General features: G+C 42.7%; 15 protein-coding genes. 7 read left to right on the top strand and 8 right to left on the bottom strand.

All coding sequences use genetic code 11. The annotated features are described in order from the left end of the window. The first annotated feature begins 157 nt into the window (after window positions 1-157). The gene (locus JCM16456_RS10155) at window positions 158-2,038 is read left to right on the top strand and encodes a methyl-accepting chemotaxis protein (RefSeq protein ID WP_068714102.1); all 1,881 of its coding nucleotides are present in this window, start codon (window positions 158-160) and stop codon (window positions 2,036-2,038) included. Between the two features lie 289 nt (window positions 2,039-2,327). On the opposite strand, the gene pflB is transcribed toward JCM16456_RS10155, so the two are convergent. Continuing rightward, window positions 2,328-4,604, bottom strand: a complete 2,277-nt coding sequence (gene pflB / locus JCM16456_RS10150) for a formate C-acetyltransferase (RefSeq protein WP_068714101.1) — start codon at window positions 4,602-4,604, stop codon at window positions 2,328-2,330. A 661-nt stretch (window positions 4,605-5,265) separates the two neighbouring features. Between pflB and JCM16456_RS10145 the strand changes: the two genes are divergently transcribed. The 4 genes from JCM16456_RS10145 (at window position 5,266) to JCM16456_RS10130 (ending at window position 8,429) form a co-directional block, all read left to right on the top strand. After that, entirely contained in the window at window positions 5,266-6,036 is a 771-nt protein-coding gene (locus JCM16456_RS10145; protein ID WP_068714100.1) for an ABC transporter ATP-binding protein, read from the top strand. A 110-nt stretch (window positions 6,037-6,146) separates the two neighbouring features. Then, on the top strand, window positions 6,147-6,923 hold the full coding sequence (locus JCM16456_RS10140) for an ABC transporter substrate-binding protein (RefSeq protein ID WP_068714099.1): 777 nt from the start codon (window positions 6,147-6,149) through the stop codon (window positions 6,921-6,923). A gap of 81 nt (window positions 6,924-7,004) precedes the next feature. Then, complete coding sequence (locus JCM16456_RS10135) at window positions 7,005-7,745, top strand: ABC transporter permease (RefSeq protein ID WP_068716024.1); 741 nt, start codon at window positions 7,005-7,007, stop codon at window positions 7,743-7,745. A 6-nt stretch (window positions 7,746-7,751) separates the two neighbouring features. Next, window positions 7,752-8,429: an ABC transporter permease gene (locus JCM16456_RS10130; RefSeq protein ID WP_068714098.1), complete on the top strand. Its 678-nt coding sequence runs from the start codon at window positions 7,752-7,754 to the stop codon at window positions 8,427-8,429. 61 nt (window positions 8,430-8,490) lie between these two features. Here JCM16456_RS10130 and xthA read toward each other — a convergent pair whose 3' ends face one another. The 4 genes from xthA to dinG all read right to left on the bottom strand — a co-directional run bounded on the left by xthA (window position 8,491) and on the right by dinG (window position 12,209). Further along, window positions 8,491-9,300 (bottom strand): exodeoxyribonuclease III, encoded by an 810-nt coding sequence (gene xthA / locus JCM16456_RS10125; protein WP_068714097.1) that lies wholly within the window; start codon window positions 9,298-9,300, stop codon window positions 8,491-8,493. Between the two features lie 67 nt (window positions 9,301-9,367). Further along, on the bottom strand, window positions 9,368-9,556 hold the full coding sequence (gene rsmS / locus JCM16456_RS10120; protein WP_068714096.1) for a pleiotropic regulatory protein RsmS: 189 nt from the start codon (window positions 9,554-9,556) through the stop codon (window positions 9,368-9,370). Further along, window positions 9,557-10,108 (bottom strand): primosomal replication protein PriC, encoded by a 552-nt coding sequence (gene priC, locus JCM16456_RS10115; RefSeq protein ID WP_068714095.1) that lies wholly within the window; start codon window positions 10,106-10,108, stop codon window positions 9,557-9,559. It lies immediately after the preceding gene. Window positions 10,109-10,133: 25 nt separating this feature from the next. Next, on the bottom strand, window positions 10,134-12,209 hold the full coding sequence (gene dinG, locus JCM16456_RS10110; protein WP_068714094.1) for an ATP-dependent DNA helicase DinG: 2,076 nt from the start codon (window positions 12,207-12,209) through the stop codon (window positions 10,134-10,136). Between the two features lie 512 nt (window positions 12,210-12,721). On the opposite strand from dinG, the gene JCM16456_RS10105 reads away from it, so the two are divergent. Beyond that, a complete protein-coding gene (locus JCM16456_RS10105) occupies window positions 12,722-13,735 on the top strand; it encodes a porin (protein WP_068714093.1) in 1,014 nt (337 codons plus the stop codon). 205 nt (window positions 13,736-13,940) lie between these two features. Further along, window positions 13,941-14,633: a DUF2057 family protein gene (locus tag JCM16456_RS10100; protein WP_068714092.1), complete on the top strand. Its 693-nt coding sequence runs from the start codon at window positions 13,941-13,943 to the stop codon at window positions 14,631-14,633. A gap of 61 nt (window positions 14,634-14,694) precedes the next feature. Here the strand turns inward: JCM16456_RS10100 and JCM16456_RS10095 are convergent, their stop codons facing one another. From JCM16456_RS10095 to lpxH, 3 genes are all read right to left on the bottom strand, one after another. Further along, on the bottom strand, window positions 14,695-15,162 hold the full coding sequence (locus tag JCM16456_RS10095) for a YchJ family metal-binding protein (RefSeq protein ID WP_082712277.1): 468 nt from the start codon (window positions 15,160-15,162) through the stop codon (window positions 14,695-14,697). Between the two features lie 57 nt (window positions 15,163-15,219). Then, a complete protein-coding gene (locus JCM16456_RS10090; protein ID WP_231894403.1) occupies window positions 15,220-16,482 on the bottom strand; it encodes an EAL and HDOD domain-containing protein in 1,263 nt (420 codons plus the stop codon). 61 nt (window positions 16,483-16,543) lie between these two features. Then, window positions 16,544-17,263: a UDP-2,3-diacylglucosamine diphosphatase gene (gene lpxH, locus JCM16456_RS10085; protein WP_068716018.1), complete on the bottom strand. Its 720-nt coding sequence runs from the start codon at window positions 17,261-17,263 to the stop codon at window positions 16,544-16,546. Window positions 17,264-17,292: the final 29 nt, after the last annotated feature.

Raw genomic sequence — 17,292 nt, 5'->3', positions numbered from 1 at the left:
AATAGTTTTTCCTTATGATTATTAAGGTCGGAATCCGCCAGCACTAAAATGCCTAGATATTGAGCAAAAATGTGTTATAACAATACCATTCGGCTAGAAAATAATAAGGATATTAGGCTGTCGATTTAAACCTTAACACTCTCAAAGGGATACGTACATGGATGTAATTAAGTTGTCTCAAAAGCAGAAAATAACTGCTTTTATTGTTGTTCTTTGCATCGGATTTGTTGCTCTAGGCACCTATGCAGCGCATAGCCTGAAAGGTATGAGTTCACAGTACCAGCAGAGTAATAACATCACTTCTGGTCTTGTTGGCCTCCATTCAACCCAATCGCAACTCTTAACTCTGGCTGCTGAGCGCGATGATCTCACTTCATCGCAGGTAGATAAGGCATTGCAGGAGTTAGATACCTTAGCCTTAGTCGTGAAGCATGATGTTGAGTTTCTACAAGGTATTGGCCTGGTTGGTGACGCTGATAAGCTCGCGTCAGCGGTAGAATCGTTTGATTTGGCATTTCGCCCGTGGTTAAACACCAAAGCTGAACTAGGTTTTAGCGTCGATGAAGGGAAATTGGGGCAATTGAAATCGCTCGAAAATCAAATTGAAAAAAAGATAGATGAGACCGGCATGGTGACAGTTATGTCTGATTTTCAAGCGATGATCAAAATGCAGCAAAATTACCTGCTAAAGCAGAGTGAGCAAAATCTCAAGTTGTTCAATCGAGCTATGTTTGGCTTTATCAATACGTCGAACAGCTATGCGATGCTCAATTTATACAAAACAGAAATAGAGCAATACAAAGCTGTTTTTAAAAGAGTGGCCGAACTCAATGAGTTGGTAAAACAACACGCCCAGAAGCTAATTGAGGGCGAAGTTGAAGCGCGGAATGTGATTGCCAGTATCTCTCAGAATATTGAAAATCTCAGTACTCAACATCAAGAACAAGCAGCTCACACTGGTACAACTACGTTATGGTCAGTATTGATTGCTTGTGCGGTGCTTGCTTTAGTCACCATCTCCATCTTTATGATGTTAAGCATGTCATTGACTCGTTCTTTGGCGCAAACCAAACGCGTTTTAGAACAGCTCTCTGAGGGAGATTTATCTCAACGCATGAGTTTGACCAATAACCCTAATGATGAATTCAATCAGTTAGCAATTGCAATCAACGACAGTTGTGAGCATTTGGGCAGCTTAGTTCGTAAAGTGCAGGAAAATAGCCGCGCATTATCTGGTGATGCTGCGGTATTAAATCGCGGTATAGATAAGCAAGTGCTTAGCCAAAGTGATGTGATTGGTCAGACCCAATTGCTTGCTTCTGCAACGGAAGAGGTGAGTGTTACCACACAAGAAGTGTCGAATTCTCTTGAGTTTGTGGCACAGATGAGCAAGTCATCGAATGAGGCGGCCGAAGAGGGGGCTAAAGTCATCTCTGCTGCAATTGGTTCCCTTGAAGACATTGGCAAAATACTCGATTCTGCTGCCGGGCATATTCAACAACTTGAGCAGGCGTCGACCAAAGTCGATTCGGTGATGGAGATCATCAATGGCATTGCCGAACAAACCAACTTACTTGCGTTAAACGCTGCTATTGAGGCGGCTCGCGCTGGCGAACAGGGGCGAGGGTTTGCTGTGGTAGCTGATGAAGTGCGCAGCTTGGCGGTGCGAACTGTTGATGCGGTATCGGACATTACTCTCACCATCAAAACGATGAAAGATGAAAGCTCGGAAGTTATCCAGTATATCTCGCAATCACAAGATTCGATGTCGGTCGGTCAGCAACGTGGGTTGGAAGCAATTGAAGCGATGCGTCTGATTACCGAAAAGGCTGATGAAGCGGCAAGCCAGACAGAAGTTATTTTTGCTTCAATGAAAGAGTTGGCAACCACCAGTCAGTCAATGGCGAACAATATGGTGCAAATATCTTCGTCAATGAAGTCTCTTGAGCAAGGTAACGATCAGATTCGTCAGACTAGTCAAGAAGTAGATAAGCGTTCAACTCGATTAAATGAGGATTGTCAGCGCTTTGCTATTTAATCTATCAATCGGATTCGGCTCGGTTTTGTTAACTACCGATTGAGTCCTGTTCTTCTCATACTAACATCGGTCTCAATCTATTTTGAGGCCGATTTTTATTTCACTGGTTTGTCTTCGAAACGGAAAAGCGAATGCTTGGCAAGCTTCCAATCCTATCTGACCATTCTGGTTGGCTGAAAGCGGGGGAATTGGTTATGGATTCTGTCATGAGATTTGCCACCCCTCAAACAAAAGACATAAAAAAAGCCCCGCATTGCGGGGCTTAGAATCATTCATTCAGAAGAGTCAATTACATTGATTCAGTGAATGTACGAGAGATAACGTCTTGTTGTTGTTCAGCAGTTAGAGAGTTGAAACGAACAGCGTAACCTGATACACGGATAGTTAGCTGAGGGTAGTTCTCTGGGTGCTCAACAGCATCTAGAAGAGTGTCACGGTTTAGAACGTTAACGTTTAGGTGTTGACCACCTTCAACGCCAGACTCGTGGTGGAAGTAACCATCCATTAGGCCAGCTAGGTTAGCGCGACGTGAATCGTCTTCTTTACCAAGTGCGTTTGGAACGATAGAGAAGGTGTAAGAGATACCGTCTTTAGCGTGTGCAAATGGCAGTTTACCAACTGAAGTCAATGATGCTACAGCACCTTTTTGGTCACGACCGTGCATTGGGTTTGCACCAGGACCGAATGGAGCGCCTGCGCGACGGCCATCAGGTGTGTTACCAGTTTTCTTACCGTACACAACGTTAGAAGTGATAGTAAGGATTGACTGAGTTGGGATTGCATCGCGGTAAGTTTTCAATGAACGGATTTTGTTCATGAAAGTTTCAACCAATTGACATGCGATGTCATCAACGCGAGCGTCGTTGTTACCAAATTTAGGGTAGTCGCCTTCAATTTTGAAGTCTACCGCTACGCCGTCTTCGTCACGGATTGGAGTTACTTTAGCGTATTTGATTGCAGATAGAGAGTCAGCTGCAACAGATAGACCAGCAATACCACAAGCCATTGTGCGTTTCACGTGTAGGTCGTGTAGAGCCATTAGTGACGCTTCGTAGCTGTATTTGTCGTGCATGAAGTGGATAGCGTTCAATGCTGTAACGTATTGTTTTGCCAACCAATCCATGAAGTGATCCATTTTTTCCCAAAGTTCATCGTAATCAAGAACTTCAGAAGTGATTTTAGGCATCTTAGGACCAACTTGTGCTTTAGATTTTTCATCAACACCGCCGTTGATGGTGTAAAGCATAGTTTTAGCAAGGTTTGCACGAGCACCGAAGAATTGCATTTGTTTACCAACAACCATTGGTGATACACAACATGCGATTGCGTAGTCATCAGACTCAAAGTCTGGACGCATTAGGTCATCGTTTTCGTACTGGATAGATGAAGTATCGATAGATACTTTAGCACAGAATTTTTTGAAGCCTTCAGGTAGTTGCTCAGACCAAAGAACAGTGATGTTTGGCTCTGGAGAAGGACCCATTGTATATAGGCTGTTTAGGAAACGGAAGTTAGTTTTAGAAACTAGAGTACGACCGTCAAGACCCATACCACCTACTGATTCTGTTGCCCAGATTGGGTCGCCAGAGAATAGGTCATCGTATTCTGGAGTACGTAGGAAACGAACCATACGTAGTTTCATCACGAAGTGGTCGATCATTTCTTGAGCGTCAACTTCAGTGATTTTACCTGCTTCGATATCACGTTGGATAAAGATGTCTAGGAAAGTAGAAGTACGACCTAGAGACATTGCCGCGCCGTTTTGAGATTTAACAGCAGCTAGGTAACCGAAGTAAGTCCATTGGATTGCTTCTTGAGCTGTTTCTGCAGGGCGAGAGATATCACAACCGTATTTAGCAGCCATTTCTTTGATTTGGCCTAGAGCACGGTGTTGATCAGCAACTTCTTCACGCAGTTGGATAACTGCTTGTAGATCTTCGCCGTTTTCCATTTGCTCTTGTAGAGAAGTGAATTGAGCGAATTTGTCTTTCATCAAGTAGTCGATACCGTAAAGCGCGATACGACGGTAGTCACCGATGATACGACCACGGCCGTAAGCATCTGGAAGACCAGTTAGAACGCCAGATTTACGACATGCTAGGATACCAGGAGTGTAAACGTCGAAAACACCTTGGTTATGTGTTTTGCGGTATTCGTGGTAGATTTTTGAAACTTGTGGGTCAAGTTCGCGACCGTAAGTTTTGCAAGAACCTTCGATCATGCGGATACCACCGTTAGGGATGATAGCACGTTTCAAAGGAGCGTCTGTTTGTAGACCAACGATTTTTTCTAGGTCTTTGTTGATGTATCCAGCATCATGAGAAGTGATGGTAGAGATAATAGAAGTATCGAAATCAACAGGAGCGTGAGTTGAGTTTTCTTGTTTGATACCTTCCATTACTTTAGCCCAAAGCGTTTTAGTTGCTTCAGTACCTTCAGAAACTAGGAAAGATTCGTCGCCTTCATAAGGAGTGTAGTTCTTTTGGATAAAATCACGAACGTTTACTTCGTTTTGCCACTCACCTGCAGCAAAACCTTCCCAAGCTTTAGCAAATTGCTCTGCCATGACATACCTACCTTTATTAGTAGAAAAAACACGTACTGTCTTAGCCGTTGAGCCAGCTATCCTTTTTATCGGAGCAGTACACTCATAGAAATAACAATATTGATAATCACACCGTGTCGATTTGAGTATGGATATCGCTACTTCGCTTTGTTGAGTTTCAATTTAAGCTAAAAAAAAATGGCAAACCTTAAACTAAATCAATAAAAGTTCAAAAAATGGAATAAAGTGAACTCGGTATTGCTGATTTTCTCTTCAAGGTGCGTGTTATTTGTACTTTGCCACTATTTATAAGCTTTGAGGCGCATAGTAAGCACGAAAATTACCATCTATACGCCCTCAATTATGGCGCATTGTGACATATCTCACTTAAAATTTAGTGACATACGTACAATTCTGACGATAAGTAACAAACGATTAAAATAGGGTTTGAATAAATATTCATATAGTTGCTTTTTTGTGGGTTTTTGTATGAATTATATATAATATGTGCGCATTAATATTCAATCATTTGTTTGTAAGTTGATTTGAATTTGTTCAAGTGATACTTTGGCATCTTATGAGCTAGGAAGCTTATGCTACTCTTTTCTGTACAGTTGTTTTAATGAAAAATGCTCTGTAAGTATCGGGGGTAGCAGTCTATTTATTGATAGGGAGAAAGCGCATGACGAATGTTCCGGCGCTGCAAATCAACAACCTTCACAAAACCTTTGGCCACAATGTGGTGTTAAAAGGCATTTCATTACAAGCTAATAAAGGCGATGTTATCTCTATTATTGGCTCTTCCGGATCTGGGAAAAGTACTTTTTTACGCTGCATCAATTTGCTCGAGACGCCGACGCAGGGAGATATCTGGGTTAATGGTGAGCAATTGCAAATGCGCAAGAATAAAAGTGGGCAATATGTTCCAGTGAATGCGAAGCAAGTGCAGCGGATTCGTTCACGTTTAGCGATGGTGTTTCAAAGTTTTAATCTCTGGTCGCATATGACGGTGCTTGAGAATGTGATTGAAGCCCCTGTCCATGTTTTAGGGGTAAATAAACAAGAAGCGATTGATAAGGCAGAAGTTCTGCTCAAACGAGTTGGGTTGTATGAGCATAAAGATTATTACCCTGGGCATTTATCCGGTGGACAACAACAGCGGGCGGCAATCGCTCGGGCCCTAGCCGTTGAACCAGAAGTGATGCTTTTTGATGAACCTACCTCAGCGCTTGACCCTGAATTGGTTGGTGAGGTGTTAGGTGTGATGCGCGATTTGGCGCAAGAGGGAAGAACCATGTTAGTGGTGACCCATGAGATGGCGTTTGCGCGCGATGTTTCGTCTCATGTCATGTTTTTACATCAAGGGATGGTAGAAGAACAAGGTGATCCTAATGAGCTTTTTTCCCATCCAAAATCACAAAGGTTAAAACAATTTATCTCCTCTATTTATTAACCGTGGCACAGAGTAGCGACGGCTATGCCGCAAGGCGATATGGATATAAGTGGTAGCGATTTGGTCTGCCACTTTTGCAAATAAAACAGCGTTATCACAGGAGTAAGGATATGAAAAAGTGGTTACTGGTAGCTGCAATGGCCGCAACAGCGGTGACAGGTGTGGCACAAGCGAAAGAATGGAAAGTGGTAAGGTTTGGGATTGAAGGCGCATATCCTCCATTTAGTTGGACTGAACCAGACGGATCGTTAAAAGGATTTGATGTCGATATGGCGAATGCGCTCTGCAAGCAGATGCAAGTGAAATGCAAAATCGTGCGTCAAGATTGGGATGGCATTATTCCTTCATTATTAGCGCGTAAATACGATGCGATTATTGCCGCGATGTCGATCACCGATGAGCGCCGCAAGAAAGTCGATTTTACCCACAAGTATGCATTGATTCCCAATAAGTTTATTGCCAAGAAAGGCAGCAATATTGATTTTACTAAAAAAGGATTGAAAGGCGTAAAAATCGGTGTTCAACGTGCAACCACACATGATAAATACCTTTCCGATAACTATGGTGATTCAGTCGACATCGTTCGCTATGGTTCATTTGACGAAGCTTATCTTGATTTAGCTAACGGTCGTATTGCCGCAGTACTTGGTGATGCTTCAGCGTTAGAAGAAGGGATGTTGAAAAAACCGGGTGGCGATAAATATGAATTTGTTGGACCAACATTAACCGATCCTAAATGGTTTGGTGAAGGATTCGGTATTGCAGTTCGTAAGCGGGACAAGGACCTAACCGAAAAGCTAAATAACGCGATTGATGCTGTTCGAGCTAAAGGTGTTTATAAACAAATTTCTTCTAAGTACTTCAATTACGATGTGTACGGTGAATAATATTGACACTCTAAGCATGTCGTTATTTGACGATTGCTTGACCATGTTATTCGAGCCCAATAGGGAGGCTGGTGGCCAGTGATATTTGAGCTTCAAGGGTTTGGTTGGGCCATTTTAAAAGGTGCTGGGTTAACGATTGAAGTTGCGTTGCTCTCCCTATTGGTCGCGGTTGTCTTAGGGCTGGTAGGGGCGATGGCAAAACTGTCGAGTTCCAAACTGCTTCGCGCTGGGGCGACTGTCTATACCACCATCATTCGTGGTATTCCCGATTTGGTACTCATGATGTTGATCTTTTTTGGTGGACAGATCTTCCTTAATAATAGTCTCTATCATGTGAATGAGTGGCTTAACACGGTAATCACCTCTTTTAACCCTCAACATGAATGGGCCGCCTATTTACCCGATTACATTGATGTCAGCCCATTTATTGCTGGGATTTTAACGATCGGTTTTATTTTTGGTGCCTACATGGCAGAGACTTTTCGCGGTGCAATCATGGCGGTTGATCAAGGCGAGCTTGAAGCGGCCAAGGCTTATGGAATGGGGCCTTGGCTTAGTTTTAAGCGAGTATTGTTTCCCCAAATGGTTAGGCATGCTTTGCCTGGGTTTGGCAATAACTGGTTAGTGTTACTAAAAACCACCGCATTAGTATCGATCATTGGCCTTGAAGATATGGTAAGAATTGGCGCTCTTGCTGCCGGCTCGACCAAAATGCCCTTTACTTTTTATATGGCGATATCGGTTATCTTCTTGATCTTTACGAGTCTATCGACCGGTGCATTGAATTTGCTTGAGCGACGTTATGCGATTAAGGCAAGGTGAGAGGATATGGACTTTTCATTAATAATGGCAAGTATGCCCATTTATTTAAAGGGTCTCGGGACAACCGCGTGGCTGGTGGGGGCGTCGTTGGTGTTTGGGATCATTGTTGCTATCCCCTTGGCGTTTATTCGCAATAGCAAGCAGCCTTGGTTACGTTATCCTGCTTGGCTCTATATCTATTTTTTCCGTGGTACGCCCTTATTGGTGCAACTGTATCTTATTTACTATGGAATGGATCAGTTTTTCGCGGTTAAAGATACACTGTGGGAAAACGCTTGGTTCTGCGCATTAGTCTCGTTTGTTTTAAATACCTCTGCCTACACCGCAGAAATTATTCGTGGTGCGATTAATGGGTTGCCAAAAGGCGAGATTGAAGCCGCTACCGCATTTGGGATGGGGCGGTGGAAGATAGTTCAGCGCATTGTTCTACCTAGTGCGCTGCGTCGCGCGCTTCCTGCCTATAGTAATGAAGTGATCTTCATGCTCCACGGTAGCGCTGTGGCAGGGATCATCACTATCATGGACCTTACTGGCGCGGCAAGGCTGGTCAATTCTCGTTATTACGCGCCTTTTGAAGCATTTTTAACGGCGGGGCTGTTTTATATGGTGCTGAGTTTTTCGCTCATTTGGTGTTTTAAACAAGCTGAGAAACGGTATCTAGCCCACCTTAAGCCACGCACATAGAAAGATATACCCATTAAGATATATCTTTCTAATAAACCTTAGGCAGATAAAGCGTCCATTACTAAGCGCTAAATACCGACCAGATAGGTGCGTGGTCTGATGGTTTTTCAATTCCCCGCAAAGGGTAATCAATTCCCGACTCAATACAGCGACTGGCTAACGAAGGTGTTGCAAGAATCACATCGATGCGCAGCCCGCGGTTATCGTCAAAGCCGCGAGATCGGTAATCAAACCATGAATACTGGTCTTCAACGTCTGGGTGAACTTGACGGAAGGTATCAATAAAACCCCAATCTAGTAGCCGTTGTAACCATTCACGCTCTTCTGGTTGGAATGAACATTTGCCGGTTTTAAGCCAGCGTTTGCGATTGGGCTCACCAATACCGATGTCCAAGTCAATTGGACTAATGTTGATGTCACCCATCACAATGATTTGTTCATCAGGCTGATGATACTCATCTAAGTAGCTCATCAAGTCTGCATAAAACTGGCGTTTGTATGGGTACTTTACTTCGTGGTTAATGTTATCGCCTTGCGGGAAATAACCATTCATCACCGTTACCTTATCGCCATTTTCATCAGCGAAAGTCGCCATGATCATCCGTTTTTGGTGCTCTTCAGTATCTGAAGGAAAACCCTTTTGTACCGAAATTGGCTCTTGCTTGCACAGAAGGGCAACACCGTAGTGGGCTTTTTGACCATGGAAATAGACTTTGTAACCCATGGCTTCCACATCCGCGATTGGAAATGCTTCGTCATGAACTTTGATTTCTTGCAGACCAATCACATCTGGATCGTGTTTGTCGATCAGTGCTTGTAATTGATGTAGTCGGGCGCGTAGGCCGTTGATATTAAAACTGACGACTTTCATTCAGAGTCCTTATCATTGAATTATTTGTCGATAGTACCACTGTGCTCGGTTGTCTCAACCCCAAGTTTTACAGGGAATCTGTTTCTTTAGTGATGCCATCGGCTTGGCGTCGTAGTAAATCGTTCTTCACAATCTCGAGAGCTGCCAGCGCAGTATCTGGTGCAATGTTATGGGTCTCCAATAGGTAAATGAGATCAACGGCCAATTTAATCTCATCAGGGGCCTGGTCGAGAGATGTTTCTTTTGTATCTGACATTTATTGTTGTTTCTCTTTTTGTGTGATGAGTTGTTCAATATTGGCTAGCGCAATTTGGCAGCGTTGCAACCGCTGCTCTGCTACGTCTAACGCTTCTTGCGCGGGGCTGCGTGTTAAATAGTCCGATTGTTCAAGAGCAACTTGCTTGTCTGCGACTAATTGGTTTAAACGCCGTAGCCACTCCTGATGTTGGATTTTGTCGCGATATAGGTCATCAAGCGTTTTATGCTGGTTTGTGTTAGCCACCTCTTGCTGGTCTATTTTTGCTGGTACACTGGCTAATGTGCGATAAAGCGCATTAATTTGTAGTAGCAGTCGCTCAGTTAAGTATTCGGCACTTTCTTTAGTTAACGTTGCGTTGCGTTGCCCCACGATCAAGCTTTCTAATGTCGCTTGAGCTTCTTTCACACAAGATACCGCATGCCTAGTGTCATTGCGAAAGAGTGCTTTATCAAAAAGAGGCTTCACATCTTTACCTCTTTTTTCATCAAATCGAGTCGCGTCGGCAGCTAACTGATTCAAACCGTGGCGTAGTTGAGACAAATCGTTCATAACGTTCAAATTAGAAAAACAACTCCTAATATTCTATCACTCGTTTAAACGGGGGCAGAGAGTCTAAAAGCTGTTTACCATAGCGTTTTGAAACAATTCTGCGGTCTAAGATCACAACTCGACCAGAATCTCTTTCTTTACGTAGTAAACGACCAACCGACTGAATCAGTTTTTTACTGGCGTCTGGAACAGAAATTTGCAAAAAGGGATTTCCGCCTAAGCGTTGAATGTATTCAGCATGAGCTTGTTCCACTGGTGAGGTAGGTACGCCAAAAGGAATCTTTGTAATCACCAGATTTTCCAAAAGCTCACCAGGCAGATCTAATCCTTCAGAGAAGCTACCGGTGCCGAATAATATGCTGGTTTTTTGATTTTTAATTAGTTTTTTATGTTTTTTTAGAATTTCTGAACGGGATTTTTCACCTTGAAGTTGTAGTGTCCAATCCAACTTTTTGCAACTGGGTCTCAGCTTTTCCGCTACTTCTTTCATCTGCCAATAAGAAGAGAAAAGAATGAGATTTGCACGATTAGGCTGGATGTAATCCACTAAACGTTTTGCCAAATAAGATGTGAATTCCGGCGATGTTGGTTCGATATCCATCTTAGGAATCAATAATTCGGCTTGTTTTTGATAGTCGAAAGGGGAAGAAAGCGCTAAAAATTGTACGCCATCTTCCTCTTTATCACTGATGCCCGCTTGGCGGCAGAAGTATTGGAATGAATTCAAGGCTCTCATGGTGGCTGAAACCAAAATCGCTCCCACACAACGGCTCCATATTTGTTGATCTAGTTGCCAGCCTATTTCAAGTGGGGATACGTTTGCCACGTAATCACCATCACGCTCTTTACTGATTTCAAACCAACGCGCCAATGGCGCTCCGCGTTCCGGCTGAGGCTGAGCCATTAAGGTCCAAACCTGTTGTAGGTTTTCTAGTCTTTGAATATAAAAACCTAATTCGGAGAGGGCTGGTTCCGCTAAGCGACTTGCCACTTCGCCTTCTTTGACTCGTTCGGCAATCAGATCCGCTATTTTTGACACCGCTTGGTTGGCTTTTTGACTCTCACGCTTCAGCTCTTTAGCCATCAGTTCTAACCATTCTGGGAGCTCACCATTTTCAAATCGCAACGTTCCTTCATCAAACTGGCTGGGCGTAAATTGGTTGGGTAGGCGAGTCAATTCGGGTATAAGTTGCTGAAATGCGGAAGCTGCTTGCTCTCGAAAGCGCCCGACGCGCTTTTCATCGGCAAGGTTGGCATACTTACTCAAAGATTGATTCAGTTTCTCAAGCCAGCTAGCGGCTCCCTTTAAGGTCGCAGCTGCAGCAGAATGATCTCGTGCAACATGAGGTAAATGATGCGCTTCGTCAAAGATATAAATAGTGTTTTCAGGTTCGGGAAGTATAACGCCACCACCTAAGTCGGCGTCGGCCATCACTAAGCTGTGGTTAGCGATGATGATATCGTTACGATCCAATTCCGAGCGCGCTTTTTGAAACGGGCAGTGCCGATGAGCAGCAAAACTATGATTACAACTATGTTTATCACTCACTATTAATTGCCAAACATCATCAGGTATCGTATCGGGCCACGAATCTCGGTCGCCGTCCCATTTCTGATTAGCCAGCTCATGATAAAGCGTTTTTAGTGTTTCTAGTGTGTCATTCGTGGGCTTGGTTTCAAAGATGGCTAATTGACCACCATCCACACCAGCGGCAACAGCCAGTTTTTCTGCACAGCAATAACGTTGCCGACCTTTTGCCACAATAAAGGAGAAAGGCACATCGGTGATGCGGCGAAATAGCGGTAAATCTTTATTCATTAATTGTTCTTGCAGCGCAACAGTTGCGGTTGAAATAACAATTTTACGCTGGTTTGATAGGGCAACGGGAATCGCGCCCATCAAATAAGAAAGGGATTTACCGATCCCCGTTCCGGCTTCTGCAACAAGCATACGGGTAGATTTGTGATATTCACCACATAACGTTTTGGCTATTTCGGCCACAAGGTAATTTTGTGCTCGGCGGGGAACAAAATTATCAAGCTGTGCTTGTAGGTTATGATAGCTGTTTCTTATCGATTTCTGGATGTTATTAGTGATCATGTTGGCGCTCTGGAATCTAACCCGGAGATGCTACCACATAAGGCTTGCTAACAAGTAGTTCCGTAAAACAACACTGTTTTAAATCAAATGTAGATCTCGTTCACAAAAAAAGATTGAACCTTCATGCACTTAAATATTTTTTAGCAAATCAAAAATATAAAGCTCCAAAAAGAGGGTTTAGTCTTTATAAAATGCTACTTATTGGTATTTATAAGGCATAGAAAAAGATAATTATCCGGATTGGCTAACCTTTTGATAGTGATGAAAATTGATGTTTTTGGTTGATTTTTAAGCGTTTTTTACAAACCTTTTGAATTAAGTTTTTGATATATAATGATTTTTAGGTTTTTTTAACTATTCTTTTAGAGCATTTGACACCCAGCATATTCTTTTGCAATCTAAAACTCGAATTTAGTGGCGATGGGCAACAACCGCAGAGTTGATAAACCATCTTCAAAACAAAAGGGAACCGGGCAAGGATCTCCCGATTTAAGAAAAGGCAGTGGATTAATATGAAAAAGACTCTTTTAGCACTAGCAGTGCTTGCAGCAGCAGGTTCTGTTAACGCAGCAGAAATCGTTAAAACTGACGATGCATCAGTAGATTTTTACGGTCAATTACGTGAATACGCAACTAAAAATGCTAAAGATACAGATGCAACTCTGAAATCAAGCTCATCTCGTGCAGGTATCAACGCTAGCTACAAAGTAACCGATACTGTAAAACTACTAGGTTCAGTAGAATTTGGTCTTGGTGAATCTAACAGTGGTGACAACCGTAAACACTACATCGGTTTAACTTCATCTGAATGGGGTACTCTGACTGTAGGTAAGCAAAGCATCATTTCTGATGACGTTTGGGGTGTTGAAAACAGTTACCTAGGTAACTCTGCAAGTATGCTTCCAGAAGCTAGCGGTTTCTCTCAAGAGTGGCTACAACAGGCAATGTTGAAGTACTCTTTCGAAACTGATGCTGGTTGGGTTCAAGCTGAATACTCATACGACAATGGTGACACTAACCCAACTGTTGCCGAAATTTTCGTAGGTACTAAAGTAGGAAGCCTAGACATCTATGGTGGTGTAGGTTACCAAGATGACCGTACAAACACTTCTACAACTACGCAATCTGTAGTTGGTTCTGAAATTGTGTCTACAACTACTAAAGTGAAAGCTGATAAAGAGCTTAAACACGGTATGGTTACGGTAAACTATAACGGTGACGGTTGGAACCTAGGTACTACTTACTGGCACGCAGAGTTGGAGAACAATTCAGCAGATACAAAACTATCTTCTGACTCTATTGTTGTTGCTGGAGCTTACAGTCTAACCAAAAAACTTCAAGCGTACGGTGGTTACGAGTTCGTAGCTGACTATGCTGAAGAGGGTAACGACTACAATAACGTATACGGTGGTATGTTGTACAAATTTGGTTCATGGGCTCGTGTGTTCGCTGAAGGTGGCGTAAACAATCAAGATGCAGCTGATGACGATTACTACTACGGTGTAGGTGCTCGAGTATACTGGTAATAAGTATCTACTTGACCTGAAAATTACTAAAGCCCGACCTTTTGGTCGGGTTTTGTTTTTCACTGATTTTAAAGTTAACTATAAATCTGATAATCAATGGCTTTTATTATTTGAGAAACTTGACATAATTAAGCGCTTGATGTCTGCTGTTTCATTGTAAGAGATAGTTACTGTTATGGTTATGAAAAGGCCCAAAGGATTTGAAATGAAAAAAGCCACAATGTTTCTTTTTGGAGTAGTGCTTACTTCTCCTTTTACAGCTGCTGCAAACGTGGTAATAAACGTACCAGAAGACGTGAGTATTTTAGTGGTGAACATGAATAAGCCGAACGTTGAAAACAGCTTATTCTCTGGTAAGAAGTTGACTTTACCAAATGGTGAGAATCAAATACTTTTTAAATACATACCAACGTTTGAATCTGGAGATGAAATAAGGAATGTATCAAGCGAAGCCGTGGTGACTAAATTTAATGCTGCTGATACTACCTTGGATTTCAAATTACCAGAATATCGAAGTGTTCGTATAGCACAAGAAAATATTCGTGAAATGGAATGGGGATTTGTCGAAGCTAACACTCAACATTCTATTCCTGTTAAATATGACTTTCTTACAAAAGATGGTGTTCAATATGGGCGAGACTACATCACTGAAGCTCGAGAATATAACTTTGCTAGAGGTGCCGCGGCAATCACATTATTGGCTAAAACAAAATCCCCAGTTGTCGCCGTAACTAGTAATAAAGAACATAGTACATATAAAATTCATTCTAATGCTAAAACATTAGCTCAAACATCTGAATTAATGTCGAATAATGTTGAGCAGCTAAAGGTTTGGTACAGCCGATCTTCTGAACAAGAACGCAAAGCATTTCGTAAATGGATTGTCGACCAAGAGTAATCGTGGACGACTCATTTCAATAAAAAAACCAGCGGTAGCTGGTTTTTTTATGGTCCAAAGGTTAACCACAGCATTTCTTGTATTTTTTACCGCTGCCACAAGGGCAAGGATCGTTACGACCCACTTTAGCTTGCGCAGGCTGCGATGGAAACTCCCCATCAATATAGAACCACAATCCTTCTTCGCGTAAAAAGCGAGAGCGTTCTTCTAAACAGTACGGTTGGTCATGGTCAACAAAATGGGCCTTAAAGTGCACAAAGCCTTCGTTGTCACTCTTTCCTGGCGTAGTAGACAAAACCTCGAGTTTTTGCCAGTTACTGTGCGTTGACGATTCTATATCAGCACGGTCTTGTTCTGCGTGGCACGATGGATGGTAGGTCGCCACAATAAAATCGACTAGCTTGAGGACATGAGCACAGTATCGCGCGCGCATTAGCTGTTCGGGGGTGGTTGCATGTGCGTGATTATGATGGACAGGCTGGCAGCATTTGGCGTAATCCACACCAGACCCACAATGGCAAAGAGTCATAAACGTATACTAGATAATGAAATAATCACAAAGTCTATTAATATCTGATCAGCTTGTCTATAAGTCCATATCCATCAGCACATCAGCCCATTGAATCGCTTCGTCATAACTGCCAATGACATCTGAGTGTTGAATGGCCAGATTGTGGGAGAGCGTCGCTACGTTTGTCCAGTCTGCTTCTTCATAGCTAATCGCCAAGTTTAAAATGTCACCGAGTAGACCTTCACGCTGTAACAATGCCGATTTTATCGACACGTCGATGGGCATTTGTAGCAGAATGTTTTCTAAAGGTTGATCGAGTAAACTGTCTAACAATGAGAACATGCCTGTTAAAAACGCAGCACCTTGCTCGAGGGTATGGTCACGTTTTTTAGCACTCTGCCACAGCAATTCGCAAAAGCGCGCTCTTTGAATTGAAAGAGTATAAAGAGCATGAGGTTTGGCCTCTTGGGCCGAGGCGACAGCCACTATCGAGATAAATCGGCGTAAACGATGTTCGCCAAGATAGATAATGGCTTGTTTAAAGTTTTGAATTTTTGAACTGACGCTAGCGGATGCATTAACAAAAGACAGCAGTTTATACGACATCGAGAGATCACGGGTGATGATCGCTTCTAATGCAGGGTAATCGAGTTGATCTTTTGCGACCTCTTGGCAAAGTTGAATCACAGTGAGAAAAGAAGGGTCGAGAGATTGGTGTTGTAGAATCTCAGGGCGAGCAAAGAAATAACCCTGAAAAAGCGTAAATCCGGCCGCCTTTGCTTGTTGAAATTCTTCATAGGTTTCTATTTTTTCCGCAAGAAACTCGATATTGAACTGCTTGGTACTGCGCATAAACCGTTTGGCATGATCGATCGACGTTTGGCGTAAATCAAATTTGATCACCGACACATAAGGTAAAAAAGCCTTCCACTCTTTACTTGGAATAAAGTCATCTAACGCTATCTTGTAACCTTGTTTGTGCATCTGTCTTATCGATGTTAACAATTCTACAGATGGAGCACAGGTTTCCAGCACTTCGATAACCAAGCTATTGGTTGGAAAACTGGTGGGAATCATATTGACCAAACTATCGTAGGGAAAGTTAACAAAGCCAAGCTTTCCGCCTAAGGTGTGATAATGCGTCGACAAAAAATGATCCGATAGCAACTGGCTCGTTGCTTTTTCCGGATCAACTTCAGGAAAACTATTATTGGGCCCATCCCTAAATAGCAGTTCGTAACCGATAGTAACGCGCTCGCTATTTAAAATCGGTTGACGTGCTATATAGGAAAACTTTGGTGTGTCTTTGCTCGACGCCATAACTCTCGAATTAGTCATTAAGATTCCATCTACTAAGCGTATTCCAAAAACGTATGTATGGGAGACTAAATGTTGTGATTTAGTTTAAAAAAGTGCGCTGTTCTAAAGTGTAACCCTCTTTGGTGACCACACAAACTGAGCCTTGGTCGTACCAATCCCCTAAAACGATACGCGTGCCGTAATGTTCTTTGTGGATAAAAGGACGGTGTGTGTGTCCGTGAATCATAAGGTTTACGTTATGATACGAGAGGCGCTGTTCGACTTCTTCTGGAGTCACGTCCATGATCTCCATTGCTTTTTGTTGCTTATCTGAACGGATATCTTGTTGAATTTTGGCGACAAGCTTGCGTTTTATAAACAGTGGTAAGCGGTTGAATAGCCATTGTAACCAGGGTTGATGGACCTTTTTACGAAATTCGAGATAGCGAACATCTTTCGTGCATAGGGTATCGCCATGAAGCAGAAGGGCCTTTTGTCCATAAAGATCCACCACGTACTCTTCGTTAAGTAAGATGACACCCGTATTTTTTGCAAACCGTTTGCCGACCAAAAAATCACGGTTACCGTGAATAAAATAGCAAGGAATACCACGTTGAGTGAGCGTTCGAAACTCTGTTTGAATGCGCAGGGCAAATTCGCTGTTATCATCGTCTCCAACCCAAAAATCAAACAGATCACCGAGAACATAAAGTGCATCACACTCTATCGCTTCTGTACGCATGAAGTGTACAAAACAGTCGGTAATATCAGGGCGTTTAGGGGTGAGATGTAAATCAGAAATAAATAATGTTTTATGCATAGGAATAGATGGAGCGCCGCAGCGCCCCA

Source organism: Vibrio tritonius, from assembly GCF_001547935.1.
Lineage (GTDB): Bacteria > Pseudomonadota > Gammaproteobacteria > Enterobacterales > Vibrionaceae > Vibrio > Vibrio tritonius.
Note: the sequence above shows the minus strand (reverse complement) of the source record. Positions and strands in the feature narration are given on the sequence as shown.